Here is a 25,071-nt window from a genome sequence, read left to right on the forward strand (position 1 = left end):
ATGTTGGAGATTTCTATGGCGGTTCGGAGCCTAGGAGGCGGATTTGCTTACCGAAACGAGAAGTCAATTGCTGGATGAGCTCAATTCCCGGATCCTGCACGAGTTGTCCGCGGATCCCCGGCTGCGGACTACCGAGCTGGCCCGGCGGCTCGGGGTGTCGACGCCGACGGTCCGCGAACGAGTCGGCCGGCTGGAGGAGTCCGGCGTGATCCGCGGGTACCGCCTCGACGTCGACCCGGCCGCGCTCGGCCGCCCCGTCGCCGCCTGGGTCCGGCTGCGGCCCGGGCCGAACCAGATCCCGAAGATCATCGAGCTCGCCGGTCGTACGCCGGAAGTCGTCGAGTGCCACCGGATCTCGGGTGAGGACTGCTTCCTGATGCGGGTCCAGGTCGCCGAGATCGCCGCGCTCGAGGACGTTCTGGACAAGTTCCAGGTGCACGGCCAGACCACGAGCTCGTTCGTCGTCTCGACGCCGGTCCCACCACGCAGCGTGCCCTTGTCCGCTGGGTGAACCCCAACCACCGTTGGGAGTGGTCTGCATCACTAGTCTGGTGGCGACTTCAAGCGACGTTCCCCGGAAGGACCCTCGACCATGGCTGTCCGCAGAGTTGCCCTGCTCACCGCCGGCGGGCTCGCGCCCTGCCTGTCGTCCGCTGTCGGCGGGCTGATCGAGCGCTACACCGAGGTGGCGCCAGACGTGGAGATCATCGCGTACCTGAACGGGTACCACGGCCTGCTCAGCGGCCGGTTCCTGACCGTCACGCCCGAGGTGCGGGAGAAGGCTGCGCTGCTGCACAAGTTCGGTGGCAGCCCGATCGGCAACAGCCGGGTGAAGCTCACCAACACCGCCGACCTGGTCAAGCGCGGCCTGATCGAGGACGGGCAGAACGCCCTCCAGGTCGCGGCCGAGCGGCTGGTCGCGGACGGTGTCGACGTACTGCACACCATCGGCGGCGACGACACCAACACCACGGCCGCCGACCTCGCGGCGTACCTGCACGAGCACGACTACGACCTGACCGTGGTCGGTCTGCCGAAGACCATCGACAACGACGTGATCCCGATCCGGCAGAGCTTGGGCGCCTGGACCGCGGCCGAACAGGGCGCACTGTTCGCCCGAAACATCATCGGCGAGCACAGCTCGAACCCGCGGATGCTGATCGTCCACGAGGTGATGGGCCGGAACTGCGGCTGGTTGACCGCCGCCACTGCGCAGGCGTACCAGCAGTGGGTCGACGAGCAGGAGTGGAACCCGGGCATCGGCCTGGACCAGGCCGGCTGGTCGGTGCACGCCGTGTACGTGCCGGAGGCAACGATCGACCTGGACGCCGAGGCGGAGCGGCTGCGCAAGGTGATGGACGCCGAGGACTGCGTGAACATCTTCCTGTCCGAAGGCGCCGGCGTGTCCTCGATCGTCGCGGAGATGGAGGCGCGCGGCGAGGAGGTCGGCCGGGACCCGTTCGGGCACGTCAAGCTCGACACGATCAACCCGGGCGCGTGGTTCGCGAAGCAGTTCGCGGAGCGGATCGGCGCCGAGAAGACGATGGTGCAGAAGAGCGGGTACTTCTCCCGCTCGGCCGCGGCCAACGACCGCGACCTCGCGCTGATCAAGGAGTGCACCGACTACGCCGTGGACGCGGCGCTGCGCGGTGAGTCCGGCGTGGTCGGCCACGACGAGGAGCGCGGCGACGAGTTGCGCGCGATCGAGTTCCCGCGGATCGCCGGCGGCAAGGAGTTCGACCCGGGCGTGGAGTGGTTCGTCGCGCTCAAGTCGGAGATCGGTCAGGCCTGAGCGGCGAGGCGGTCGACCCAGACGTCGGCCGCCTTCTCGATCTGGGCGAGGACGTCGTCGAAGTCCTCGTCCACCCCGAAGTACGGATCCGGTACGTCGTCGCGCGCGAACAACCGCGCCGCGGCGCCGTACCGGTTGAGCGTTTCCAGGTGGCTCGAGTCCATCGCGAGCACCAGGTCCCGGTCCCAGGACCGTTGGTACTGCTGGGCGCGATGCGAGCTCCCGTCGTACCCACGGCGCCGTAGCGCTGCCGCCGCGCGCGGGTCCATCCGGTCGCCGACGTGCCAGTCGCCGGTACCCGAGCTGGTCACCTCGACGCCGTCGATCCCGGCCGCGGCCAGCTTGGCCCGCAGTACGACCTCGCCCATCGGCGACCGGCAGATGTTCCCGGTGCAGACGATCTCGACGTGCGGCACTAGTGGACTTCGGCCTTCTCCGGCAGCACCGCGTTGATGATCATGCCGACGACGCTGATGATCAGCGCGCCGAACAAAGCGGACCAGAACCCGTCGACGTGGAACTGCACGTCGAGCTTGCCGGTGATCCAGGAGGTCAGCAGCAGCATCGCCGCGTTGATCACGAAGGTCAGCAGCCCCAGCGTGAGGATCAGCAGCGGGAAGGACAGCACCTTCACCACGGGCTTCACGATCGCGTTCACGATCCCGAAGATGGCAGCCACGATCAGCAGCGTGAGCACCCGCTTGCTGGTGGTCGCGCCCTGCAGGGTGATACCGCTGACGATCCAGCTCGCCACTGCCAGGGCGACCGCGTTCGCCAGCAACCTGATGATCAAGTTCTTCATGTGTCGATCCTCCCATCCACTCGGTAGCACCACGCCCTGTACACACCCTGATCCGACCCTGGGTCTTGACACTGAAAATGACCAAGTGATCTGATCATTTTCATGTCACGTCCCCTGGTTGCGGTTGTCGCGTTGTCACTTACGGCAGCGAGCCTCGCTGTCCCCGCCGCCTCCGCGGCTCCGTCGACCTGCAGCGCGGTCCAGACGAACTGGACTGCCCAGACGACGCCGCATGCTGCGCCCGAGGGCCTGCTGAACGCCTACAGCAACACCGGGAAGGGTTGGACGGGTGCGGACAGTACGTACTCCGTCGCGCTTCCCGGCGGCCGTACGGCGTGGATCTTCTCGGACACGTTCCTCGGCCCGGTGAACGCGGACGGCAGCCGGCCGACCACGGCGCCGTTCATCAACAACTCGTTCGTCATCCAGCACGGCACCGACCTGAAGACAGTCACCGGCGGTACGGCGACCAACCCGACTGCGCTCGTCCCGCCGCCGTCCGACGGCTGGTACTGGTTCGGCGCTGCTCAGACCAGTCACGCCGGCCAGGACCTCGACGTGGTCGCACTGCGCTTCCAGAAGACCGGCACAGGTCAGTGGGACTGGCGCTGGGCCAGCAACTACCTGGCGCGCTTCGACAGCACGACGTTCAAGCTCAAGTCGCTGACGCCGATCCCGTCCGCTGCGAACGTGCAGTGGTCCGGCTGGTTGCTGAGCGACCAGGGCTACACGTACATCTACGGAGTCGAGGACCTGGGCGCGTCGAAGTACCAGCATGTTGCCCGCGTCCGCGGCGACGACCTCACTGCCAAGCCCTGGGAGTACTGGACCGGCTCCGGCTGGTCGGCTGACGAGACAGCCTCGGCTCGGGTGCTTGAGGGCGTCGCCAACGAGCACAGTGTGACCCGCTGGGGCGACGGCTATCTGCTGGTCACGCACAACACCAAGGAGCTCTTCAGCAAGAGCGTCCTTGGGTACTTCTCGTGCTCGCCGACCGGTCCGTGGGTGAAGCCGGTGGAGCTGTACCAGACTCCTGAGACGGGCGGGAACATCATCACGTACAACTCCCACGAGCACCCGGACCTGCGGAACGGTACGTCGCTTCTGGTGAGCTACAACGTCAACAGCCTGGTGAGTGACGACCTGTACGGCGACGTGAGCATCTACCGACCGCGGTTCGTGTCGGTCACTCTGGCGGCGAGCAAGTGAGCGCCTCGGGAGGCGTCGTACGGCGAAGTCTGCTGGACGACCTGGCGACGTCGATGCTCGCCCTGATCGCGGAGCGCAAGCTGGCGCCGGGGGATCAGTTCGAGGCAGTACGGTCGCTCGCAGAGCGGTTCAAGGTCGCCGTGCCGACTGTCCGCGAGGCCCTGCGCCGGCTGGAAGCCACCGGGGCTGTGGAGCTCCGGCATGGCTCTGGCGTGTACGTCGGCCCGAACGTGAGCCGGCTGGTGCTGGCGAACCCGTTGGCGCTGGCGCCGAGCCCTGACCGGCTGGTGGAGCTGCTGCAAGCACGTGCACTGATCGAGCCGCCTGTTGCGGCACTGGCCGCGAGGACCCGTGTAGAGGCCGCGCTGGAGCAGATGGCGAAGGACCTCGAGGCTGCAGCCGAGCTGATCGCGTCTGGCGACCACGCGCAGCTGGCCGAGGTGAACATGGACTTCCACCGCTCCCTCGCCCAGGCGTCCGGTAACGCGACGCTGGCCGAGGTGGTCGAGTCCGTGACGGTCGTGAACGCCCGCGAGCAACTGGAGATCCTGCACATCCACGGTGACCGCCAGGCCGACCTGGACGAGCACCGCGCGATCTACGACGCGATCCGGTCCGGTGACCCCGACCTGGCCGAGCTGCTCACCCGCGAGCACCTCGACGGCGTCCTCGCCGTCATCAACGAACGTCTTCAGCAACCCTGAGCTGGAAGGACGCAACACATGCAACGCATCTCCAAAGGCAAGGCGTTCACCGCGCTGGCGGTGGTCGGTGCGCTCGCGCTGTCGGCTTGTGGCGGCGGCGCCAAACCCGGTAAGGCCACCGAGGACAAGCCGGTCGACTCGCTGAAGTTCTACAACGACAAGGGCGGCTGGAAGGACGCGTTCACGCAGGTCGGCGCGGCGAGCAAGAAGGACATCGGCGTCGGCATGGAGCCGGTCGGATACTCCGACTCGAACACGTACACGGCCTTCATCCGGTCGTCGTTCCGGACCAAGGAGAAGGCCGACCTGTTCACCTGGCACACCGGCAAGGAACTTCAGGATCTGGTGGACCAGAAGCTCGTTGCCGAGACCACCGACCAGTGGACAAAGGCGGTTGCTGACGGCAACATCCCTGAGCAGCTCAAGCAGTACTTCACCTTCGACGGCAAGCAGTACTGCGTGCCGCTGAACGCCGGGTACTGGGTGATGTACTACAACAAGGCCGTCTTCAAGAAGGCCGGAGTGACCGCGCCGCCGAAGACCTGGGCGGAGATGCTCGCTGCCGCCGACAAGGTGAAGGCGATCGGCGTGAAGCCGTTCTACCAGACCAACATCCTGTTCTCGTTCGTCTGGTTCGAGACGCTGCTGGCCGGCAAGGACCCGGACCTGTACGACGCGCTCGCGACCGGTAAGGCGAAGTACACCGACCCGGGTGTGGTCGACGTGATGAACGAGTGGAAGAAGATGATCGACGCCGGGTACTTCAGCGACCCGGGCTCGAAGACCGAGCCGCAGGCCCAGCTGAAGAACGGCGACGTCGCGATGGAGAACTTCGGCACCTGGTTCAGCGGCAACCTGAACACGCTGAAGATGAAGGCCGGCACCGACTACGACTTCTTCATCATCCCGAACGTGAACCCTTCGTTGCCGAAGACCTCGATGATCTTCGAAACCGGCCCGGTCTGCTCGGCCGCCGCATCCGACCACGCGTCGACGGTCAAGAAGTGGACCGACTGGTGGGTCACCCCGCAGGCGCAGACGGCCTGGGCGAACTCGCGCGGTGACCTGTCGTTCAACCCCAAGGCCGAGATCAAGGACCCGGCGCTGGCGCAGCTGAACAAGGACGTCACCGGGTACCGCCTGATCAACCGGTGGTTCGAGGCGACGCCCGTACCGGTGGCGAACAAGGCACTCGAGGTGTTCGGCGCGTTCGTGACCAAGCCGGGCGACCCGATGCCGGGCCTGCAGAAGATCCAGGCCGAGGCGGACGCCTACTGGGCCAAGCAGAAGTGAAGGACCGTACCGGTGCGCGCGCAGCTCCGCTGTTCGGACTGCCGGCGGTAGCTGTCGTAGCGCTGCTCCTGTACCTCCCGTTCCTGTGGACGACGTACGTCAGCTTCACCTCGTACGACGGGCTCGCGTCACCGGTGTGGTCCGGGCTGGCCAACTACAAGGCGATGTTCAGCGACCCCGACCTGGTCGGGGCGCTGGTCAACACGCTGCTGTGGGTGGTCGGCATGATCACGCTGCCGGTGGCGCTCGGGCTGCTGGTCGCCGTACTGACGTACGGCCACAAATGGGGCACGTGGTTGCGGCTGCCGTTCCTGCTGCCGTATGCGATCTCTGGTGTCGCAGTGGGTGTCATCTGGGGGTTCGTACTGCAGCCGGACGGCGCACTGGGCCAGGCACTCGGGTTCTTCGGGCTCCCGGGTGCCCACACCGGGTGGCTGCAGTCGGGCCCCGGCAACACGATCATGATGATCATCGCCGTCACCTGGCAGGCCGCGGGCGTCAACGCGCTGTTGTTCGTTGTAGGCCTCCAGTCGATCCCTACCGAGCCGCTGGAGGCTGCCCGGCTGGACGGCGCCGACGGCTTCAAGCTGTTCCGCTTTCATCTCTGGCCACAGCTCAGGGCCATCACCACAGTTGTCATCGGACTGTCGCTCGTCGGAAGCCTGAAAACGTTCGACGTCGTCTGGGTGATGACGCAGGGCGGCCCAGGGACCTCGTCCGAGACGCTGGCGTTGTCCATGTACAAGGAGACCTTCGTCCTGAACGACTACGGACAGGGTGCCGCGATCGCACTGTTCCTGAGCCTGGTGACCTTCGCCGCGTCGATCCTGTACCTGCGTTACCAGTTGGGAGACGCCCGTGAGCAGAGTTAAGACGGGGGTTCTGCTGGTACTGGGTCTGTTGTGGATCGCGCCGATCTATTTGCTGATCGTCAACGCCTCGAAGTCCGTCGACGGGTACGACGCCAAGACCGTGTGGAAGCCGGCCGGTTTCGACCTGTTCGCGAACTTCGGGGACGCGTGGAGCAAGGCGTCGCTCGGTGACACGTTGGTGTCGACCACGATGTACTCCGTCGTCGCGCCGGTGCTCGCGGTGCTGGTCGGCGCGGCGGCCGGGTACGCGATCGTCGTACTGCGATTGAAACGCGGTTTCCTGTGGTTCGTGTTCATCTTCGGCGGGACGATCTTCCCGTTGCAGATGATCCTGATGCCGCTGTTCTCCGGGTACGCGAACTCCGGGCTGTACGACACCCGGGTCGGGATGATTGTCGTCTACACCGCGATCAGCGTGCCGTTCTCGGCGTTCGTGATGCGGAACTTCTTCACCGGGATCGCGCGCAGTGTGTTCGAGGCCGCGGTGGTCGACGGCGGCGGGCTGTTCCGGATCTTCCGCAGCATCTACCTGCCGATGGCGGGCTCGGCGCTGGCCGCGATCTTCATCCTGCAGGCGACGTTCGTCTGGAACGACCTGCTGCTCGGCCTCACTCTGAGCCAGTCCGACTCGGTCCGCCCGATCATGCCGGCCCTCACCGGCTTGCAGAGCACGTACGGCGGCGCAGCGCTGCCGACCGTACTGGCCGGCGGCCTGCTGGTCTCGCTCCCCACCGTCATCCTGTTCCTCGCCGCCCAACGCTTCTTCTCCCGGGGCCTGGCCCTGGGTCAGTTCTGAGAGGACACATATGAGTAGCCGCACAGTCGTCGTGACCGGTGGAGCAGCCGGGATCGGACGAGGTGCCGTAGAACGTTTCCTCACCGCCGGTGACCAGGTAGTCGTGCTCGACCGTGACACGTCTGCTCTGGGTGACGAGGTGACCGGCATCCAGGTGGATGTTTCGGATCGGGCTGCGCTGGCCTCCGCCGCGGAGGAGCTCGGCGCGGTGGACGCGCTGGTGTGTGCCGCGGGGATCCAGCGGTACGGAACGGTGGTCGACACGCCTGGAGACGTGTACGACGAGGTGATGGCGGTGAACGTCGGCGGCGTGTTCTTCGCCTGCCAGGCATTCGTACCGAAGCTGCCTCGCGGTGGAAGCGTCGTAGTAGTCGCTTCGGTTCAGGCGTACGCCGCCCAGACGAGCGTTGCGGCGTACTCGATGGGCAAGGGCGCGCTGCTCAGCCTGGTCCGCGCGATGGCCGTCGACCACGCCGCGGACGGCATCCGCGTGAACGCGGTCTGCCCGGGCTCCGTCGACACCCCGATGCTGCGGACATCGGCCGCGCAGTTCGCCGCCGGGCGAAGTACCGACGAGGTGGTCGCGGAGTGGGGCCGGTCGCACCCGCTCGGCCGTGTCGCGACACCGGCGGAAGTTGCCGAGGTCATCTATTTCCTGTCGTCGCCGGCCGCGTCGTTCATGACCGGAGCGGACGTGAAGGTGGACGGCGGACTGACCGCCGGCCTACCTGTCGTACTGCCGGAGGACGCGAAATGAAGATCGTCGACATCCGCGCGACCACGGTGACGATGCCACTGGAGGCGCCGCTGCGGCACAGCAACGGGGCGCACTGGGGACGCTTCGTACGGACTGTCGTGGAGGTCGAGGCGGACAACGGGCTGATCGGCCTGGGTGAGCTGGGCGGCGGCGGGCAGAGCGCCGAGGCCGCGGTCACCGGGCTGAAGCAGTACCTGGTCGGCCATGACCCGGCCCGCACTGAGGCGCTGCGGTGGATGCTCGCGAACCCGACCGCGAGCCTGTACAACAACCGCACTCAGTTGCTCGCGGCAATCGAATTCGCTTGCCTCGATCTGCAGGGCCGCGAGCTCGGTGTGCCCGTGCACGCACTGCTCGGCGGCAAGGTGCGCTCTGAGGTTCCGTTCGCCGGCTATCTGTTCTTCCGGCACGCCAACGACGACGGCACCGGCGAGATCCGTACGGCCGAACAGCTGGTGGCGCACGCTCGTGCGCTGGTCGACGAGCACGGGTTCAGCGTGCACAAGCTGAAGGGCGGCGTCTTCCCGCCGGACTACGAGCGCGAGTGTTTCCGCGCGCTGGCCGAGGCGTTCCCGGGGCATCGTGTGCGGTTCGACCCGAACGGTGCGTTCGGTGTCGAGGAGGCGATCCGGTTCGCCCGCGGTATCGAGGACCTGGACAACGACTACCTCGAGGACCCGACCTGGGGCCTGAACGGGATGCGCCGGGTCCGCGAGAACACCCGGATCCCGCTCGCCACCAATACGGTCGTGGTGAACTTCGAGCAGCTCGCCGCGAACGTCCTGAACCCGGCCGTCGACGTGATCCTGCTGGACACCACGTTCTGGGGCGGGATCCGCCCGTGCATCAAGGCGGCCGGCGTCTGCGAGACGTTCCAGCTCGGCGTCGCCGTGCACTCGTCGGGCGAGCTCGGCATCCAGTTGGCGACGATGCTGCACCTCGGTGCCGTCGTACCGAACCTGTCGTTCGCCGCCGACGCGCACTACCACCACCTGCGCGACGACATCATTGCCGGCGGCAAGCTTCCGTACGTCGACGGCGCGATCGCGGTACCGGACGCGCCCGGCCTCGGTGTCGAGCTGGACCGCGACAAGCTGGCCGAGTACGCCGAACTGTTCCGCGAGCTCGGCCCCTACCCGTACGACCGCGATCCGGCCCGCCCGGACTGGTACCCGCTGCTTCCGAACACCGATTGGGCCGACCCCTCATGATCCCCCGCAGTGCCGACCTGGCCAGCGACGTCCTCACCCACACCTACGACGACATGTTCAACCCGCCCGGGCTGACGAACTTCCTCGGTACGGCGCAGGTGGACCACGATGTGGTCGCGATCCGGAGCGTGAACTTCCCGCCGTACTCGCACGGGGACACGATCACCGCCCAGCTGTACGTCGACGGCCGCCTCGCCCGCTCGTACGGCGGCACCGTCGAGGTCGTGTGGCGCCCGGACCGCGTCGTCCGCTCCACCACGGTCGCCGGCCTGCACATCCGCACGACGACCGCCTGCGTGCCCGGCAGACCAGCTGTGGTCGTACAACTGGACATTGCTGGACAGCCGGGGCGATCGGTTCGGGTTGGGCTTTCACTCGCGAGTACCGCGACCCGCTCGTCCGCCGGCTGGCTGCGCCCGGAGCCTCCGTCCGAACCCAACACGCTGTCGATTGTCGACAATCGGATTGTCGGCACCGGCGCGTCCGAATCAGCCGTCAGTCTGCAAGGTCTCGACGTTCCCAGCACTGTGGACAGAGGGATGCTCGAGGCCACCGTTGAACTGGACGCCGACGGCCGCGCGAGGCTGTCGTACGTGCATGTGCTGGCCGGAACGTTGGAGGAGGCTACGGAGCACTTCGACGTGTGCGTGGCCGACGTACCGGCGGTGATCTCGGTCGCGGAGAGCATGTGGGACGTGGCGATCGCGGACGCGTTCGACCCGTCCAGTGAGGGCTTCAGCGGGTCGCTGCCGGTACTGGAGACGTCCAACGAGGCACTGCGGAAGCTGTACTGGTGGGGCGTCCTCGGAGTGATCTGGTTCCGCCGCGACAACCCGGCGAGCGTACTCGGGCGCACGTACGACACGTTGATGCCGCGGTACTGGCAGACCACGACCTTCATCTGGGACTACAGCCTGTCGTCGCTGACCCATGCCCTGCTCGACCCGGAGCCGATGCGCAAGCACATCGAGCACTGGATCGACCTGGACATCCACAAGCACTTCGGCACCGAGTGGCTGACCGGGGGACCCGTCGGTTACTGGTACTCGGTCAACGACTTCGCCATGACCCGCCTGGTCCGTGACTACGTGCGCTTCACCGGCGACTCCTCGTTCCTAGACGCAGAGGTCGGTCCGAAGGCTGTTGGCGAGCACGTACACGACTGGGCGACCGCCTGGCGCGGGTTGCGCGGTGCGCACGCGCTGGCGGACTACGGCGGCATCGACAACCTGCTGGAGTGCGTGAGCAGCTACGTGCATGAGGTGGCCAGCTTCAACGCGGCCAACGTCTGGTGCATGAGGGTGGCCGCTGAGATCGCGGACCGGTCGGGTGACACGGACCGTGCGGCGCTACTGCGCAAGGAGGCGTCCGCGCAGGCAGGGCACGTCAACGAGCTCTACGTGGACGGCAAGGGCTTCTGGAACGCACGGCAGCCCGACGGCACGCTGGTGCCCGTACGGCACTGCTACGACTTCAACCTCATCGGTACGACGATCCCGGACGACCTGTCCGAGTCGCAGTGCGCGGAGATGGTGACGTTCTTCCAGCAGGAGCTGCAGACACCCACCTGGATGCGCGCGCTGTCACCGTACGACCCAGACGCCGCTTTTAGCGTCCGTCCGGACCACCAGTGGAACGGTGCCTACCCGGCATGGCCGGCCGACGCGGGGCGCGCACTGTTCGCGCTCGGGCGTGGCGACGTACTGCTGGACTGGCTGCCCGGTCTCGCGAAGACCGCGAACCAAGGTCCGTGCGGTCAGGCGCACTTCGTCGAGGAGGCGCAGCCCGCGGTGGCCGGCGGCGCGGCGAAGGCGCCGTCGCAGTTCCCGTACCTGATCGACTGGTCCTGCTCGTCGTCCGGCGCGTGGGTCAGCCTGATCCTGGAGGGCGTCTTCGGTATCGAGGTGGCCCTCGACGGGACGGTCACCGCGAACCCACAGGTCGCCGGCCTCGACCCCCACGCCCGCCTGACCGGCCTCCGGGTCGGTTCCCGGACGTACGACGTGACGGCGGACGGACTGGTCTGAGACTCAGCCCGGCGGTGTCGCGATGGCCTCGAGGAGCGACTCCTCGGCGCCCGCGAGGTGCCGCCGGAGCTCCTCGACGCACTCGTCCAGCTCGCCGCGCTCCAGCAGCCGGATGAGCTTGCGGTGGGACGCGACCTGCTGGCGCGCGTCCTGCCGCAGTGCGTCCACCCGGGCCAGCGCGAGCCGGGCCTCACCGGTGACCGAGTCGGCGGTCGCGATCAGCCGCTCGCTGCCGGTCAGCGCGACCAGGCTCCGGTGGATCGCCAGATGGGTCTCGGTCAGCGCCTCCGGGTCGGCGCCGTCCTTGGCGGTCGCGGCGAACACCCGCATCGCCTCCCGGACCCGCTCCCGCGCTGGCTCGTCGGCGTCGTACCAGGCGCGGATCCCAGCCGACTCCAGCACGAACCGGGCCCGGCAGATGTCCGCCACCGCCTCCGGGTGCAGGATCGCGACGCTGACCCCCTTGTTCGGCTCCCGGACCGCGAGCCCTTCGGTGACCAGCATCGTCATCGCCTCGCGGATCGTGCTCCGCGCGACCCCCAGCGCCTCGGCCAGCGGCTGCTCGCGAAGCGGCGTACCGGGCTCCAGGTCACCCGCGAACATGGCGGCCCGCAGGGCGTCGACCACCCGGTCCACCGTGGTCGAGCGGTCCACCCGCAGCCGTTCGTACATGGGAGGATTCTCGTCCAGACCCGGGCTGTTGTCGCGTCCGCCCCGCCCCGGCCGCCCGGCCTGTGGATAACTCCCGACACGATGACCCGGTTTTCAGGCACCATTTTCCTCAAGTGGCCGCCCCTTCCGCGGACCGGCGCGGAAGTCCACTCGAGCGAGCGAGGAGCAGAACGTGGATTCCAAGAAACTGCTGGTGTTCCTCGCGTCGCCGGCGTTTCTGATCTTTGCGCTGATGCTCGCCATGCTGTTCCTGATGGGCTCGTGCATGAACATCAACGCCCAGGCCGCGGCCTGCACGATGTCCCCGGCGAACGCGGACACGGCCTCGTTCGCCTGGCCGACCGACAAGCACGAGATCTCCCAGGACTGGGCCGACCCCGACCCGGACACCGGCTACAGCCACTCCGGGATGGACTTCAAGGTCGACGAGGGCAGCAAGGTCTACGCGATCGCCGACGGCACCGTCACCTCGACCGCGAACAAGGAGATCGTGCTCAAGCTCGAGGATGCGGTCGAGGCGCACTACCAGTACCTCAAGGACGTCCTCGTCACCAACGGCAAGACCGTCAAGAAGGGCGACCAGATCGCCACCTCGGGATCCGGTGACGAGGACCCGCCAGGGCTGACCGGCGCGCACATCCACCTCGAGATCTGGGTCGACCAGAAAGGCGACGGCCACCTCGAGAACCATCACATCGAGGCCAAGGACAACCCGTTCGTGGTCCAGAGCACCGGAGACGAGGGCGGCGGAAACGCCTGTGGCTGTCCTGCAGGCGATCTGTCGGGTGCGAACAACCAGCAGAAGGCCTTCAACTACTTCGTCTCCCAGGGGTACACCAAGGAGCAGGCAGCGGGCATCGTCGGCAACATGATCGCCGAGTCCGGCGTCGAGCCGCAGGTGCTCAACGGGACCCCCGTCTCCCAGGTCACCACACCCGCCCAGGCACTCGGGATCTCCAAGGCCTGGGGCCTGGTGCAGTGGTATCCCGGCTCGAAGATGATCAACCCGGCGCGGAGTGCCGGCGCCGACGACACGACGATCGGAAGCCTGGCGTTTCAGCTCGATTTCGTGCACAAACAGCTTCTGGGCCAGCCTCCCCTACCGGAGAAAGCTGCGGGTGACGCAGTCAAGGCTGCCACGACAGTCGAGGACGCGGCCTTCCAGTTCGCGTACAAGTTCGAGCGCTTCAGCACCAGTACGACGGACCCCGAGTACGACAAGCGGCGGGCGAATGCCGAGCACGTGTTGGCGACGTTCGGTGGCGGCGCGCCGTCCGATCCGAAGGGTGCCCCGGCATCGGTGGATCCGTGCGGCGCCGGCAGCGGCAACATCGCCCAGGTCGCGAAGAACCTCGCCTGGCCGCAAGGCCCGCACGAGCACTGGAGCGTCGAGGCGAGCGCGGCGAAGCCCGAGTACGTGGCGGCGATGGCGAAGTACAACGACGGCCCCAACGGTGAGACTCCGTACAGTGACTGTGGGCGCTTCGTCGCCACCGTGCTGCACATGAGCGGCGCCGACCCGAAGTTCCCGAACGTGTCCACGTCGACCCAGAGGCAGTACATGCTGGATCACCCGGAGCTCTACGACCACTGGGATTCGACGCCACCCGGCGGGGTGAAACCGGGTGACATCCTGAACGGCCCGGGCCACACGTACCTGTTCGTCGGCCCGTGGGGCGACGGCGGCGGGTGGAACGCGGCGGCGGCCTCTCTCGGTGACCACGTCCCGACGGCTGACATGTTGTACGACGTCGGCCCGGACAAGTTCTGGGTCTTCAGGGTCAAGGGTGGGACCACACCGACGACGACGCCGAAGAACTGAGCAAGGACGGGATGAGCAATGCTGGATGAGAACCGCGGGCTGTTGAAGTTCGCCGGCGTCGCGCTGGTCATCGTTCTCGTACTGGTCGGCGGTCTGCTGCTGTTCCGCGGCAGTTCCAGTACGAAGCTCACCGTGCAGTCGATCCCGAGCGACCTCACGCTGCGCCTGGACGGGCACGAGATCCCGGCGAACGGCCAGGTGAACGTCAAGGCAGGCCGGCACACGATCGAGGGCTCGCGGCGCGGCTTCCAGAGCTACACCCAGACCATCGACGTGTCCGGCAAGGCACTGAACTACAAGATGTACCTGTACGCGAACAGCGCCGAGGGTCGCGAGTGGGCGCAGAAGAACCCCCAGCAGGAGCTGGAGCTGGAACGCGCGGCCGGCCAGCACTACGACGAGATGACCGCCCGGCTGCGCGCCAAGTACCCGGTCCTCGCCTACCTCCCGTACGTCGGCGACGGCTTCGAAGCGACCCAGGCCCCGTCCAAGTCCGACCCGAAGAACCCGGAAGCCATCTCCCTGGCCATCGACGTCTACGCCCCCGACGGCAAGACCAAAGCCCTCCAATGGATCCACGGCTACGGCTGGGACCCCACCACCCTCGACATAATCTGGATCACCAGCAAGTAGTACTGCCTGTGGATAAACCGGTTGTGCCGGCCGCCTAGGCTTTGCCGTTGTGACCGAGAGCTTTGATCCCGTTGCGTACAACCGTGCCGCCTGGGACCGCGAGGTGGAGAACAGCAACGAATGGACCAAGCCGGCCGGGCCGGACGTCATCGCCCGGGCCCGGGCCGGCGATTGGTCGGTCGTCCTGATCGGCTACCAGGCGGTGTCGCGCGACTGGTTTCCGGCTGAACTGGCCGGTGCCGAGGTGCTGTGCCTGGCGTCCGGTGGAGGGCAGCAGGGGCCAGTGCTCTCGGCAGCAGGCGCGGCCGTGACGGTGCTGGACAACTCGCCGCGGCAACTCGACCGCGACCGGGAGGTCGCCACCCGCGAGGGACTGGCCGTCCGGACCGTGCTCGGCGATATGCGCGACCTGGGCGTGTTCCCCGATGCGAGTTTCGATGTCGTCTTCAACCCGGTGTCCAACGTCTTCTGCCCCGAGATTGCCCCGGTCTGGCACGAGTCGTTCCGCGTGCTGCGCCCGGGCGGAATCTTGATGGCCGGGTTCATCAACCCCGACATCTTCATTTTCGACGTCGAGGCGTTGGAGGAGCGGGGTGAGCTCATAGGGCGCCACCCGCTCCCGTTCAGCAGCCTTGATCTGCCGGACGCCGAGCGAGAGCGCACGTACGGGACCGGGCCGATCGAATACAGCCACTCACTCGCCGCGCAGATCGGCGGCCAGCTCGCGGCCGGCTTCATCCTGACTCACTTCGACGAAGCCCCGCACCACGCGGACGCCACCGCCCGCTACCTGCCCGGCTACTTCGCCACCCGAGCCCTCAAGCCGTAACCGCTGCGCGCGCCGGTCAAGCGGGGAGGAGGAGACCGCCGCCTGGGATGGTGATCGGGGTGAGGGGGAAGTCCAGGGGGTTGGTGAGGCAGCGGGCTGAGCCGCCGCCCTTGTGGAACTCGGAGAGGTCGAGGACGACTACCCGCAGGCCGAGGCCGATGAAGATCTCCCGCAGGCGCGGGGAGCAGGCCGGCATGATGATCGTCTCGCCGACCACGATCGAGTTCGCCGAGAACGCGAACGCCTCCTCGTCGGTGAGCACGATCGGGTCCGGCACGATCCCGGACAGCTCCGCCTGGCTCGCGGCGTCGAAGGCCGGCGGGTAGATCATCGCGTGCGTGCTGTCCACCGGGCAGAACGGCAGATCCAGGTGGTACATCCCCTCGTGCGCGATCCGCAGCCCGCGGACGCGGATGTTCCACTCGGTCGCGAGGTGCTTGAGCGCGTCCCCGTCGGTCCGCGGCCCGTACCCGACGACCAGGCTGTCACCGAACACGAACGCGTCCCCGGACTCGAAGTGCGGCCCGACGCCCTCGCCGCCGACCTGGTCCAGCCGGAACCCGTGCCCGGTGAACCAGCCCGCCGCGCTCAGCGACTCCTTCCGGCGCGGCTCGAACCGCATGTGCGAGAGCATCACGCGCCCGTCGGCGGTGGCCAGCCCGAGGTTCATCGCGTACACCATGTCGGGTGAGTCGGCGCGCTGCTCGAGCACCTCGACCTCGCCGCCCGCGTCCACGATCGCCTGCCGCAGCGACTCCCACTGCTTCAGCGTCAGCGCCGGGTCCGGCTGGTCCTGCGTCGACATGTACGGGTTGATCACGTAGTCGATCCGGAAGTGGTCCGGCCGGACCATCAGATAGTGACGCCCCCACCCCAGCGGCTGACCCATGAACACCCTCCCTGACCGTTGAGACCTGATTGCAAGATCCCCTGATTGTCCGACAATCAGTCAGTTTGAGGCTCGCCGTACCCGGAGTCAAACGGTGTGCGCGAGGTCGCTCCGGGGAGGGTGGTTCCCGGGTGAGGTAAGGATTAACCTGCGGGCATGACCCCTGACAACGAGGTTCGCTTTCGCGCCTGCCTGGACGACGTCGCGGCTTACAAGCCGGGCCGCCCGCCGGAGCGCTCGGACGGCCGTCCGACGTACAAGCTGTCCAGCAACGAGAACCCGTACCCGCCGCTCCCGGGCGTGCTCGCCGCCGCGACCGAGGCCGCCGCGCAGATGAACCGCTATCCGGACATGGGCGCGGTCGACCTGCTCGAGGCGCTCTCGGACCGGTTCGGCGTCCCGGTGAGCGACCTCGCGGTCGGTACCGGTTCGGTCGCGCTGCTCTACCACCTGCTGCAGGCCACGGTCGCGGACGGTGACGAGGTCGTGTACGCGTGGCGCTCGTTCGAGGCGTACCCGATCGCGGTGCAGCTGACCGGCGCCACCTCGGTCCGGGTCCCGCTGACCGCCGACGCCCGCCACGACTTCAAGGCGATGGAGGCCGCGATCACCGACCGTACGAAGGTCGTGCTGGTCTGTACGCCGAACAACCCGACCGGCCCGGTGGTCCGGCGGGACGAGCTGATCGGTTTCCTCGACGCCGTACCGGCCAACGTGCTGGTCGTGGTGGACGAGGCGTACCGCGAGTTCGTCCGGGAGACCGACGTGGTCGACGGGGTCGAGCTGTACCGCGACCGGCCGAACGTGGTCGTACTGCGGACATTCTCGAAGGCGTACGGCCTCGCCGGGTTCCGCGTCGGGTACGCGATCGGACGTCCGCCGGTCGTCGGCGCGATCCGCAAGTGCGCCCTGCCGTTCGGGGTGAGCTACGTCGCGCAGGCGGCCGCGATCGCGTCACTCGCGGTCGAGGACGAGCTGCTCGAACGCGTCGATGCGCTGGTCGAGGAGCGGCAGCGGGTCGTCGGCGAACTGCAGGCTGCCGGGTGGAACGTTCCGGAGACGCAGACGAACTTCGTCTGGCTCGAACTCGGCGACGACACGGTCAAGTTCGCCGAAGCCGTCCAGGCCGAGGGCGTCTCGGTCCGCCCGTTCCCCGGCGAAGGCGTCCGGGTAACAATCGGCGAACGCGAAGCCAACGACCTCTTCCTCACGGTCGCCCGCACCTGGAACCAGTAGAGGAAGTCGCGCACCTCGGCCTGATTGTCCATCTCTTCCACCGTACGGCCGGGTAGCTGTCTGTAGGGGTGACTGCCAGTACAGGTATTGGCCGTCCCTCGCGCCCTCGCTGGACCGGTGCTGCACTGGGTCGCACCGAATTCTTCCCACCACTGATCAGGAGCCGACATGCCATCCCAGCCTTCGCCCGCCCAGCAGCTGCTCGGTGACTTCGCACCGAAGATGGTGCAGCTCACCGACGACGTACTGTTCGGTGACGTCTGGCAGCGCGCGGGCCTGTCTCCGCGGGACCGCAGCCTGATCACCGTCGCGGTCCTGGCCGCTACCTCCCGCCCCGACCAGCTGGCCAGCCACCTGCGCCGGGCCCTGGACAACGGGCTCACCCAGGAGGAACTCGTCGAAGCCCTCACCCACATCGCCTTCTACGCGGGCTGGCCCAGCGGCATCGGCGGCCTCACCCAGCTCAAGGCGATCGTCGAGCAAGACGAGAAATAGCAGCACGAACGAAGGAAAGAGTCCCATGCAGACCGTCACCCTCAGCACCGGCGTCGAGATGCCGATCCTGGGATTCGGTGTCTACCAGATCCCGCCCGAGCAGACCGAACAGGCCGTCACCGACGCGCTGGCCGCCGGCTATCGCCTGCTGGACACGGCCGCCGCCTACGGCAACGAAGAGGCCGTCGGCCGAGCGATCAAGAGCAGCGGCATCCCGCGCGAGGAACTGTTCGTCACCACCAAGCTCTGGGTCCAGGACGCCCCCGCCGAGGACAACACGCTGCGCGCCTTCGAGACCTCACTGGCCAAGCTCGACCTGGAGTACGTCGATCTGTACCTGATGCACCAGCCGTACGGCGACGTCTACGGCCAGTGGCGCGCCATGCAGGCCCTCAACAGCGAAGGCCGCGCGAAGGCAATCGGCGTCGCCAACTTCTACCCCGACCGGCTGATCGACCTCATCCTCAACAACGAGATCATCCCCGCGGTCAACCAGATCGAGACTCACCCGTTCTTCCAGCGCACCGCCGACCAGGCGCTCATGCAGCAGCACGGGGTTCAGATCCAGTCCTGGGGAGGATTCGCCGAGGGTAAGAACAACCTGTTCACCAACCCGGTGCTCACCGAGATCGGCGCCGAGTACGGAAAATCCGTGGCCCAGGTCGTGCTGCGGTGGCTCACCCAGCGCGGTGTCGTCGCGATCCCGAAGTCCGTACGGCCCGAGCGCATGGCGGAGAACCTCGACGTCTTCGACTTCGAACTCACCGCCGACCAGCTGACCGCCATCGCCACCCTCGATACCGGGACCACGGTCTTCTTCGACCACCACGACCCCGCCATGGTCGACTGGCTCGCCAAACGGCGCCTGGACGCCTGAGCCACAAAGGGGCGGACCGCCTCAACACAAAGAAGCGGCGCCGGGACGAGTGAGGCTTGGTCCCGGCGCCGCTGTGTTGCGGGTGTTGCGCCGAATCAGTCAACCCACCGAGGTGGCTGGTTCGGGTCCTGCATCACTGACCAGGGAGGGTCAGTTGTTCTGCTCGTTGCTCTGCTCGCAGGTCTTGAGCGAGTCGATGGAGTTGCCATCGTTGTCGAAGCCGAGGATGCCCGTCGGGTTCGTCAGCGGCACAGTGCCGCCGATGCCGGTGGCGTCGATCTCGTTGTGGCAGACCTGCCACGGGCCGACCTTGTTGTCGCTCACCGAGACAACGCCGTTGCCGTCGGCCTTGTACCACTTGCGGTTCTGCTCGTTGCTCTGCTCGCAGGTCTTGACGGCGGTGATGCTGTTGCCGTCGTTGGCCCAACCGATGATGCCGGTGATGTCCTCGGCCGGCACGGTGCCGCCGATGCCGGTGCCGGCACCGAAGTTGTGGCAGGCCTGGACCGCACCGAGGTCGTTGCGGTCGATGGCGACCAGCGAGCCGTCCTTGTGGACGCCCCACCAGCGAGCGTGGCCACCGTTGTAGGAGCCACCCTGCTGGCTGACGGCCGAAACCGTGTCAGCGAGACCCGCGACCTGGGCCTTCTTCTGGGCGTCGTCGAGCATGTTGGCGCCCGCGAAGCTCGCGACACCAAGGGTGGCAACGGTCGCCGCCGCAGCTGCGATGACGATCTTGCGAGTTACCTGCATTTTGCCAGGTTTCCTTTCGGGTTTGACGGATTCGTCTTAGTGGTAACGACGCCTGGCACACCCGGTTACAACCTTTTTTGTCAACTATCTACCGCAGCGGGATGCCTGATGAAACAGCAATATTGGCGAGCGGAAGTTGAAACAGAAGCGCCCGTAACCAGGCCGGAGATCCGTCGTTGAGTCAGCGCGGGTGACGGATGGCCCGGTGAATCCGATCATTGTTTCGGTGGGCTCGGTGGCTGCCGAATTGGCAATAGCACGATTCGTCGGAACAATTTGGACCCATTGCCGGAGTTTCGTGCCGTGTTTTTTCGGGGCAGGGCGCGACCGGCAGCCAGACCCGCTGCCGCGCGCATCGGCAGCGGTGGGAGACCCGGGTCCCTTGGGCCCGGGTCTTTCCTTTTGCCGGCCGTTACGAGCGCCGGCGCTCCGAGGTGACGACGAGGGCGACCCCGACGATGATCACCGCGCCGCCGAGCAGGATCTGCCAGGTCAGGCTCTCGCTCAGGATCAGCCAGCCGAGGAACACCGCGACCGCCGGGTTCACGTACGCGTACGTCCCGACCAGCGAGATCGGCGCGTTCGCGAGCAGGTACGAGTACGCCGAGTACGCCAGCAGCGACCCGAACACCACCAGGTACGCGAGCGCGATCCACCCGCTGCCTTGGATCCGGTCGAGGTGCAGTCGTCCCGGCTCACCCCGTAGTACGCCGAGCAGCACCATCGCCGTACCACCGAAAACCATCTCGTAGAGCGCCGTCACCAGCGGGTCCCGCGGCAACCCGAGCCGGGGTGCGAACCGCGAACCGGTCGCCCAGCAGATCGTGCCGACGACCAGGATCGCGACCGACAGCGGCTTCGCGCTCGTGTTGCCGCCTGACAGCGACAGCAACGCCGCGCCGGCGAAGCCGATCAGTACGCCGGCCCAGGTCAGCGCACGCGGTCGCTCACCGCCACCGACCCGCAACAGCATCAGCCACAGCGGAACGGCGGCCACCAGCAAGGCTGCCAAGCCCGACGGCACGGTCTGCTCCGCGACCGCCACCGCACCGTTGCCGAAAGCAAGGAGCATGATGCCGACCGCGGCCGCGCCGATCGCCTCCCGGCGAGTGATGCGCAACCGGCGCCAGCCCGACTTCACGGCCAGGATCGCCGCCATCAGCACCGCGGCGGCGAGGAAGCGGCTGGCCATTCCGAGCATCGGCGGGATCTTCGCGTCCACGACCACCCGGATCGCCAGGTACGTCGAACCCCAGACCACGTACACCACCGCGAGCGCGGTCCAGATCATCGCGCCGGAGGCCGTCCGGGAACCGGTCTCGACCGCTCCGGCGGGGGCGGCAGTCGTCACCGCGACCTCCTCGAAAATCTGTCAGGGGTGTTCTGCAGGAACGATAATTACGCTACGGCTCGCGCGCGTGGGCGCGCAAGGCGATTTCCGGCCAGTAGGCGGCGGGATCCCGCCAGCGCGGCCTGTCGAGACCAACTTGTGACACTTGCCGTCGACAGGGCCCGGGTTCTGTAATATGAGCGTGCCGATAGGACCAGTGGCTGGACTGGTGTCTCACCTCAGGACCGATTTCGGTACCGCCGTACCTGCCGGAGTCCAGACAGTTAGCGGATCAGGCACCTGGTCGGTACGGTGTCCGGCAAGATGGGAGTGAGACCAGTGAGGGGTCCACTGCCAGCAGTGCATCAACCCCTGGAATCACGCGGACCAGCCTTGAAAGCCTCATCCGGCGCAATGGGCCGGGCCCCGTGCAACGTTGCGGTCGCGGCGATCCCGCGCTCGAACCCGAGGAGTGCATGTGAGTGAGTCGGTGCCGGGCCCTGCCCCGGAAGTGTTCGCGCCCCACAAGGCGCCCGTCAGTCCGCCCCAGGCCTCCGAAGAGGTTGAGTTCGTCCAGCTCCTGACGCCCGAAGGCGAGCGCGTCGAGCACCCGGACTACACGTTCGACCTCGACGACGAGACGATCAAGGGCTTCTACCGGGACATGGTCCTGGTACGCCGGATCGACACCGAGGCGACCGCCCTGCAGCGGCAGGGTGAGCTCGGCCTGTGGGCGTCCCTGCTCGGCCAGGAGGCCGCGCAGATCGGATCCGGCCGGGCCCTGAACAAGAAGGACATGGTCTTCCCGACGTACCGGGAACACGGCGTCGCGTGGTGCCAGGGGGTCAACCCGCTGAACCTGCTCGGCCTGTTCCGCGGCGTCGACCAGGGCGCCTGGGACCCGAAGGACAACAACTTCCACCTGTACACGATCGTGATCGGCGCCCAGACGCTGCACGCGACCGGGTACGCGATGGGCCAGCAGCGCGACCACGCGGTCGGCGACCCGGACAACGGCGAGGCCACGATCGCGTACTTCGGCGACGGCGCCAGCAGCCAGGGTGACGTCAACGAGGCGTTCATCTGGGCCTCGGTGTTCAACGCCCCGGTGGTGTTCTTCTGCCAGAACAACCAGTGGGCGATCTCCGAGCCGATCGACCGGCAGACCCGGATCCCGCTGTACCAGCGTGCCGCCGGCTTCGGCTTCCCGGGCGTCCGCGTCGACGGCAACGACGTACTCGCGACGTACGCCGTCACCCAGCAGGCCCTGAAGCGCGCCCGCGAGGGCAGCGGGCCGACGCTGATCGAGGCGTACACGTACCGGATGGGCGCGCACACGACCTCCGACGACCCGACGAAGTACCGGCTGAACGAGGATCTCGAGCACTGGAAGCTCAAGGACCCGATCGAGCGCGTGCACGCGTACCTGGCCCGGCACGCCCGGGTCGACCACGACTTCTTCGACGAGGTCGACGCCGAGGGCGACAAGATCGCCGCCGAGCTGCGGGCCGGCTGTCTCGCCCTGCCGGACCCGGTGCTCACCGACTTCTTCCAGAACGTGTACGTCGACGAGACGCCGCAACTGGCCGAGCAGCGCGACCAGTACGTCGCGTACGCCGCTTCGTTCGAAGGCGAGGGCTGAGCGATGACCAAGATCACTCTCGGCAAGGCCATCAACGCCGGGCTCCGGGCCGCGATGGAGAAGGACCCGAAGGTCCTCGTGATGGGCGAGGACATCGGCAAGCTCGGCGGCGTCTTCCGGGTCACCGAAGGGCTGCAGAAGGACTTCGGCGAGGACCGGGTGATCGACACCCCGCTGGCCGAGTCCGGCATCATCGGCACTGCCGTCGGCCTGGCGCTGCGCGGGTACCGGCCGGTGTGTGAGATCCAGTTCGACGGCTTCGTGTTCCCGGCGTACGACCAGATCATCAACCAGGTCGCCAAGATGCACTACCGGTCGATGGGCAAGATCAAGATGCCGGTCGTCATCCGGATCCCGTACGGCGGCGGCATCGGCGCGGTCGAGCACCACTCGGAGTCGCCGGAGACGCTGTTCGCGCACGTACCGGGGCTCAAGGTGATCTCCTGCGGCGACCCGGTCGACGCGTACTGGATGATCCAGCAGGCGATCGCGTCCGACGACCCGGTGGTGTTCTTCGAGCCGAAGCGCCGGTACCACGAGAAGGCCGAGCTGGACGAGTCCACGCCGCCCACCTTGCCGCTGCACAAGGCGAAGGTGGTCCGCGAAGGTACGGACGCGACGCTGCTTTGCTATGGGCCAATGGTGAAGACCTGTCTGCAGGCCGCGGAGGCCGCGGTCGAGGACGGGCGGAACCTGGAGGTCATCGACCTGCGGACGATCGCGCCGTTCGACCTGGCGACGATCTTCTCCTCCGTGAAGAAGACGCGTCGCGCGGTTGTCGTGCACGAGGCGCCGTACTCGTTCGGTCCCGGCTCGGAGATCGCGGCGCGGGTGACCGAGGAGTGCTTCTACCACCTCGAGGCTCCGGTGCTGCGCGTAACCGGGTACGACACCCCGTACCCGCCGTCGCGGATGGAGGACGAGTACCTGCCGGACCTGGACCGCGTCCTGGACGGCGTCGACCGGGTGATGGGGTACTGATGGGCATCCAGCAGTTCCGGCTCCCGGACGTCGGTGAAGGCCTCGTCGAGGCGGAGATCGTCAGCTGGAAGGTCAAGCCCGGCGACACCGTCAAGCTCAACGACACCGTCGTCGAGATCGAGACCGCGAAGTCCCTCGTGGAACTCCCGGTCCCGTTCGCCGGCATGATCACCGAATTGCTGGTGCCGGAGGGCGAGACGGTCCCGGTCGGTACGCCGATCATCGCCGTACAGACCGAGTCCGCCGGTGACGAGCCGCTCGCGGACGACATGGTCCCGTCCATCCCGGAGCCGGAGGAGTCCGGCGGCCGCACCGCGGTCCTGGTCGGCTACGGCCCCAAGACGACGGAATCCAAACGCCGAGCCCGCAAGTCAAGCGGGCCTGCTCCGGTGGATGTTGTCGCGGCACCGGTTGCTGCCCCCGCACCTGCACCTGAGCCTGTTGTTGCTAAGAGCAATGAACCGGCTGGGTCCGTGCATGTGTTGGCCAAGCCGCCGGTGCGAAAGTTGGCCAAGGATCTGGGGATTGATCTGGCTGCGGTGACCGCGAGTGGGCCGGGTGGGATCATCACTCGGGCTGATGTCGAGGGTCACGTGGCGGCTCCGGCTGCACCTGTTCCTGAAGCTGCACCGGTGGTGAGCGCGCAGGGCGACACCCGCGTTCCGGTGAAGGGTGTGCAGAAGGTGATGGCGCAGGCGATGGTTGCCAGTGCGTTCACCGCGCCGCATGTGACCGAATGGATCACCGTCGACGTCAGCGCCACCATGGAGCTCGTCGAGCGGCTCAAGACCGACAAGGCGTTCCGGGACCTCCGGGTCTCCCCGCTGCTGATCGTCGCGAAGGCCGTCACGCTGGCGGCCCGCCGTACGCCGATCGTCAACGCGGCCTGGGACGAACAGGCCCAGGAGATCGTCTACAAGGGCGCGGTGAACCTCGGCATCGCCGCGGCCACCCCGCGCGGGCTGATCGTCCCGAACATCAAGGGCGCCGACTCGCTCACCCTGCCGGACCTGTGCCGGGCGCTCAACGACCTGGTCGCCACCGCCCGCGAGGGCAAGACGCAGCCGGCGGACCAGGCAGGCGGTTCGTTCACGATCACCAACGTCGGCGTGTTCGGCGTCGATGCCGGTACGCCGATCATCAACCCGGGCGAGGCCGCGATCCTCGCGTTCGGCGCGGTCCGCAAGCAGCCGTGGGTGGTGGACGACGAGATCGTCCCGCGCTGGATCACCACGCTCGCGCTGTCCTTCGACCACCGCCTGATCGACGGCGAAAAGGGCTCCACCTTCCTCGCCGACGTGGCAAGCATCCTCGAGGACCCGGCCCGCGCCCTGATGTTCTGACCGCGAAGGCCCGGGCACCCGCCCGGGCCTTTCCGTTCAGGCGGACCTCCACCACTCGCCAACCTCGCCTACGACACCCGCCGCTCGCGGGCTCCCGCGTGAACGC

The 25,071-nt window shown here is 67.4% G+C and carries 25 protein-coding genes; 19 read left to right on the forward strand and 6 right to left on the reverse strand.

The features are described from left to right. Positions 1–67 precede the first annotated feature (67 nt). Together ACZ5BU_RS33370 and ACZ5BU_RS33375 are read left to right on the forward strand one after the other, a co-directional pair. Entirely contained in the window at positions 68–511 is a 444-nt protein-coding gene (locus tag ACZ5BU_RS33370; protein WP_465704442.1) for an Lrp/AsnC family transcriptional regulator, read from the forward strand. An 81-nt stretch (positions 512–592) separates the two neighbouring features. Then, positions 593–1,792: a pyrophosphate--fructose-6-phosphate 1-phosphotransferase gene (locus ACZ5BU_RS33375; protein ID WP_465704443.1), complete on the forward strand. Its 1,200-nt coding sequence runs from the start codon at positions 593–595 to the stop codon at positions 1,790–1,792. On the opposite strand, the gene ACZ5BU_RS33380 is transcribed toward ACZ5BU_RS33375, so the two are convergent. Together ACZ5BU_RS33380 and ACZ5BU_RS33385 are read right to left on the reverse strand one after the other, a co-directional pair. Continuing rightward, on the reverse strand, positions 1,783–2,208 hold the full coding sequence (locus tag ACZ5BU_RS33380; RefSeq protein ID WP_465704444.1) for a low molecular weight protein-tyrosine-phosphatase: 426 nt from the start codon (positions 2,206–2,208) through the stop codon (positions 1,783–1,785). The genes ACZ5BU_RS33375 and ACZ5BU_RS33380 overlap by 10 nt on opposite strands. After that, complete coding sequence (locus tag ACZ5BU_RS33385) at positions 2,208–2,594, reverse strand: phage holin family protein (RefSeq protein ID WP_465704445.1); 387 nt, start codon at positions 2,592–2,594, stop codon at positions 2,208–2,210. The genes ACZ5BU_RS33380 and ACZ5BU_RS33385 overlap by 1 nt, the downstream gene beginning before the upstream one ends. Before the next feature lie 102 nt (positions 2,595–2,696). On the opposite strand from ACZ5BU_RS33385, the gene ACZ5BU_RS33390 reads away from it, so the two are divergent. From ACZ5BU_RS33390 to ACZ5BU_RS33425, 8 genes are read left to right on the forward strand one after another with little or no spacing between them, the layout of a single operon-like run. Then, on the forward strand, positions 2,697–3,803 hold the full coding sequence (locus ACZ5BU_RS33390) for a DUF4185 domain-containing protein (protein ID WP_465704446.1): 1,107 nt from the start codon (positions 2,697–2,699) through the stop codon (positions 3,801–3,803). After that, on the forward strand, positions 3,800–4,507 hold the full coding sequence (locus ACZ5BU_RS33395) for a FadR/GntR family transcriptional regulator (RefSeq protein WP_465704447.1): 708 nt from the start codon (positions 3,800–3,802) through the stop codon (positions 4,505–4,507). Before ACZ5BU_RS33390 ends, ACZ5BU_RS33395 begins: the two co-directional genes overlap by 4 nt. 18 nt (positions 4,508–4,525) lie before the next feature. Next, complete coding sequence (locus tag ACZ5BU_RS33400) at positions 4,526–5,800, forward strand: ABC transporter substrate-binding protein (protein ID WP_465704448.1); 1,275 nt, start codon at positions 4,526–4,528, stop codon at positions 5,798–5,800. Then, complete coding sequence (locus ACZ5BU_RS33405) at positions 5,797–6,672, forward strand: carbohydrate ABC transporter permease (protein ID WP_465704449.1); 876 nt, start codon at positions 5,797–5,799, stop codon at positions 6,670–6,672. Before ACZ5BU_RS33400 ends, ACZ5BU_RS33405 begins: the two co-directional genes overlap by 4 nt. After that, positions 6,659–7,468, forward strand: a complete 810-nt coding sequence (locus tag ACZ5BU_RS33410) for a carbohydrate ABC transporter permease (RefSeq protein ID WP_465704450.1) — start codon at positions 6,659–6,661, stop codon at positions 7,466–7,468. Before ACZ5BU_RS33405 ends, ACZ5BU_RS33410 begins: the two co-directional genes overlap by 14 nt. Positions 7,469–7,478: 10 nt before the next feature. Then, complete coding sequence (locus ACZ5BU_RS33415; RefSeq protein ID WP_465704451.1) at positions 7,479–8,225, forward strand: SDR family NAD(P)-dependent oxidoreductase; 747 nt, start codon at positions 7,479–7,481, stop codon at positions 8,223–8,225. Continuing rightward, positions 8,222–9,436: an enolase C-terminal domain-like protein gene (locus ACZ5BU_RS33420; RefSeq protein ID WP_465704452.1), complete on the forward strand. Its 1,215-nt coding sequence runs from the start codon at positions 8,222–8,224 to the stop codon at positions 9,434–9,436. Before ACZ5BU_RS33415 ends, ACZ5BU_RS33420 begins: the two co-directional genes overlap by 4 nt. Further along, positions 9,433–11,463: a glucosidase family protein gene (locus tag ACZ5BU_RS33425; protein ID WP_465704453.1), complete on the forward strand. Its 2,031-nt coding sequence runs from the start codon at positions 9,433–9,435 to the stop codon at positions 11,461–11,463. Before ACZ5BU_RS33420 ends, ACZ5BU_RS33425 begins: the two co-directional genes overlap by 4 nt. A gap of 3 nt (positions 11,464–11,466) precedes the next feature. Here ACZ5BU_RS33425 and ACZ5BU_RS33430 read toward each other — a convergent pair whose 3' ends face one another. Next, positions 11,467–12,135: a GntR family transcriptional regulator gene (locus ACZ5BU_RS33430; protein WP_465704454.1), complete on the reverse strand. Its 669-nt coding sequence runs from the start codon at positions 12,133–12,135 to the stop codon at positions 11,467–11,469. Between the two features lie 172 nt (positions 12,136–12,307). Between ACZ5BU_RS33430 and ACZ5BU_RS33435 the strand changes: the two genes are divergently transcribed. From ACZ5BU_RS33435 to ACZ5BU_RS33445, 3 genes are read left to right on the forward strand one after another with little or no spacing between them, the layout of a single operon-like run. Further along, positions 12,308–13,957, forward strand: a complete 1,650-nt coding sequence (locus ACZ5BU_RS33435; RefSeq protein WP_465704455.1) for a phage tail tip lysozyme — start codon at positions 12,308–12,310, stop codon at positions 13,955–13,957. 18 nt (positions 13,958–13,975) lie between these two features. Beyond that, positions 13,976–14,590 carry a PEGA domain-containing protein gene (locus ACZ5BU_RS33440; RefSeq protein WP_465704456.1) on the forward strand — a complete coding sequence of 205 codons (615 nt, stop codon included), beginning with the start codon at positions 13,976–13,978 and terminating at the stop codon, positions 14,588–14,590. A gap of 49 nt (positions 14,591–14,639) precedes the next feature. Continuing rightward, positions 14,640–15,419, forward strand: a complete 780-nt coding sequence (locus ACZ5BU_RS33445) for a class I SAM-dependent methyltransferase (protein WP_465704457.1) — start codon at positions 14,640–14,642, stop codon at positions 15,417–15,419. 16 nt (positions 15,420–15,435) lie between these two features. On the opposite strand, the gene ACZ5BU_RS33450 is transcribed toward ACZ5BU_RS33445, so the two are convergent. After that, positions 15,436–16,308, reverse strand: coding sequence for a dimethylarginine dimethylaminohydrolase family protein (locus ACZ5BU_RS33450; RefSeq protein ID WP_465704458.1), 873 nt, complete (start codon positions 16,306–16,308; stop codon positions 15,436–15,438). Between the two features lie 156 nt (positions 16,309–16,464). On the opposite strand from ACZ5BU_RS33450, the gene hisC reads away from it, so the two are divergent. The 3 genes from hisC (at position 16,465) to ACZ5BU_RS33465 (ending at position 18,916) form a co-directional block, all read left to right on the forward strand. Then, entirely contained in the window at positions 16,465–17,544 is a 1,080-nt protein-coding gene (gene hisC / locus ACZ5BU_RS33455; protein ID WP_465704459.1) for a histidinol-phosphate transaminase, read from the forward strand. Between the two features lie 168 nt (positions 17,545–17,712). After that, positions 17,713–18,039: a carboxymuconolactone decarboxylase family protein gene (locus tag ACZ5BU_RS33460; protein ID WP_465704460.1), complete on the forward strand. Its 327-nt coding sequence runs from the start codon at positions 17,713–17,715 to the stop codon at positions 18,037–18,039. Positions 18,040–18,064: 25 nt separating this feature from the next. Further along, positions 18,065–18,916: an aldo/keto reductase gene (locus tag ACZ5BU_RS33465; RefSeq protein WP_465704461.1), complete on the forward strand. Its 852-nt coding sequence runs from the start codon at positions 18,065–18,067 to the stop codon at positions 18,914–18,916. Positions 18,917–19,066: 150 nt separating this feature from the next. Here ACZ5BU_RS33465 and ACZ5BU_RS33470 read toward each other — a convergent pair whose 3' ends face one another. Then, a complete protein-coding gene (locus tag ACZ5BU_RS33470; RefSeq protein WP_465704462.1) occupies positions 19,067–19,669 on the reverse strand; it encodes a hypothetical protein in 603 nt (200 codons plus the stop codon). Positions 19,670–20,081: 412 nt separating this feature from the next. Further along, positions 20,082–21,020 carry an EamA family transporter gene (locus ACZ5BU_RS33475; protein ID WP_465704463.1) on the reverse strand — a complete coding sequence of 313 codons (939 nt, stop codon included), beginning with the start codon at positions 21,018–21,020 and terminating at the stop codon, positions 20,082–20,084. A 457-nt stretch (positions 21,021–21,477) separates the two neighbouring features. Here ACZ5BU_RS33475 and pdhA point away from each other — a divergent pair, with 457 nt between their 5' ends. Genes pdhA through ACZ5BU_RS33490 form a run of 3 tightly spaced genes read left to right on the forward strand, consistent with a single transcriptional unit; the run spans position 21,478 to position 24,965 of the window. After that, positions 21,478–22,641 carry a pyruvate dehydrogenase (acetyl-transferring) E1 component subunit alpha gene (pdhA, locus tag ACZ5BU_RS33480; RefSeq protein WP_465704464.1) on the forward strand — a complete coding sequence of 388 codons (1,164 nt, stop codon included), beginning with the start codon at positions 21,478–21,480 and terminating at the stop codon, positions 22,639–22,641. Between the two features lie 3 nt (positions 22,642–22,644). Next, positions 22,645–23,622 (forward strand): alpha-ketoacid dehydrogenase subunit beta, encoded by a 978-nt coding sequence (locus ACZ5BU_RS33485; protein ID WP_465704465.1) that lies wholly within the window; start codon positions 22,645–22,647, stop codon positions 23,620–23,622. Then, positions 23,622–24,965, forward strand: coding sequence for a dihydrolipoamide acetyltransferase family protein (locus ACZ5BU_RS33490; RefSeq protein ID WP_465704466.1), 1,344 nt, complete (start codon positions 23,622–23,624; stop codon positions 24,963–24,965). Before ACZ5BU_RS33485 ends, ACZ5BU_RS33490 begins: the two co-directional genes overlap by 1 nt. Positions 24,966–25,071 lie beyond the last annotated feature (106 nt).

Source organism: Kribbella sp. NPDC031520, assembly GCF_055580825.1.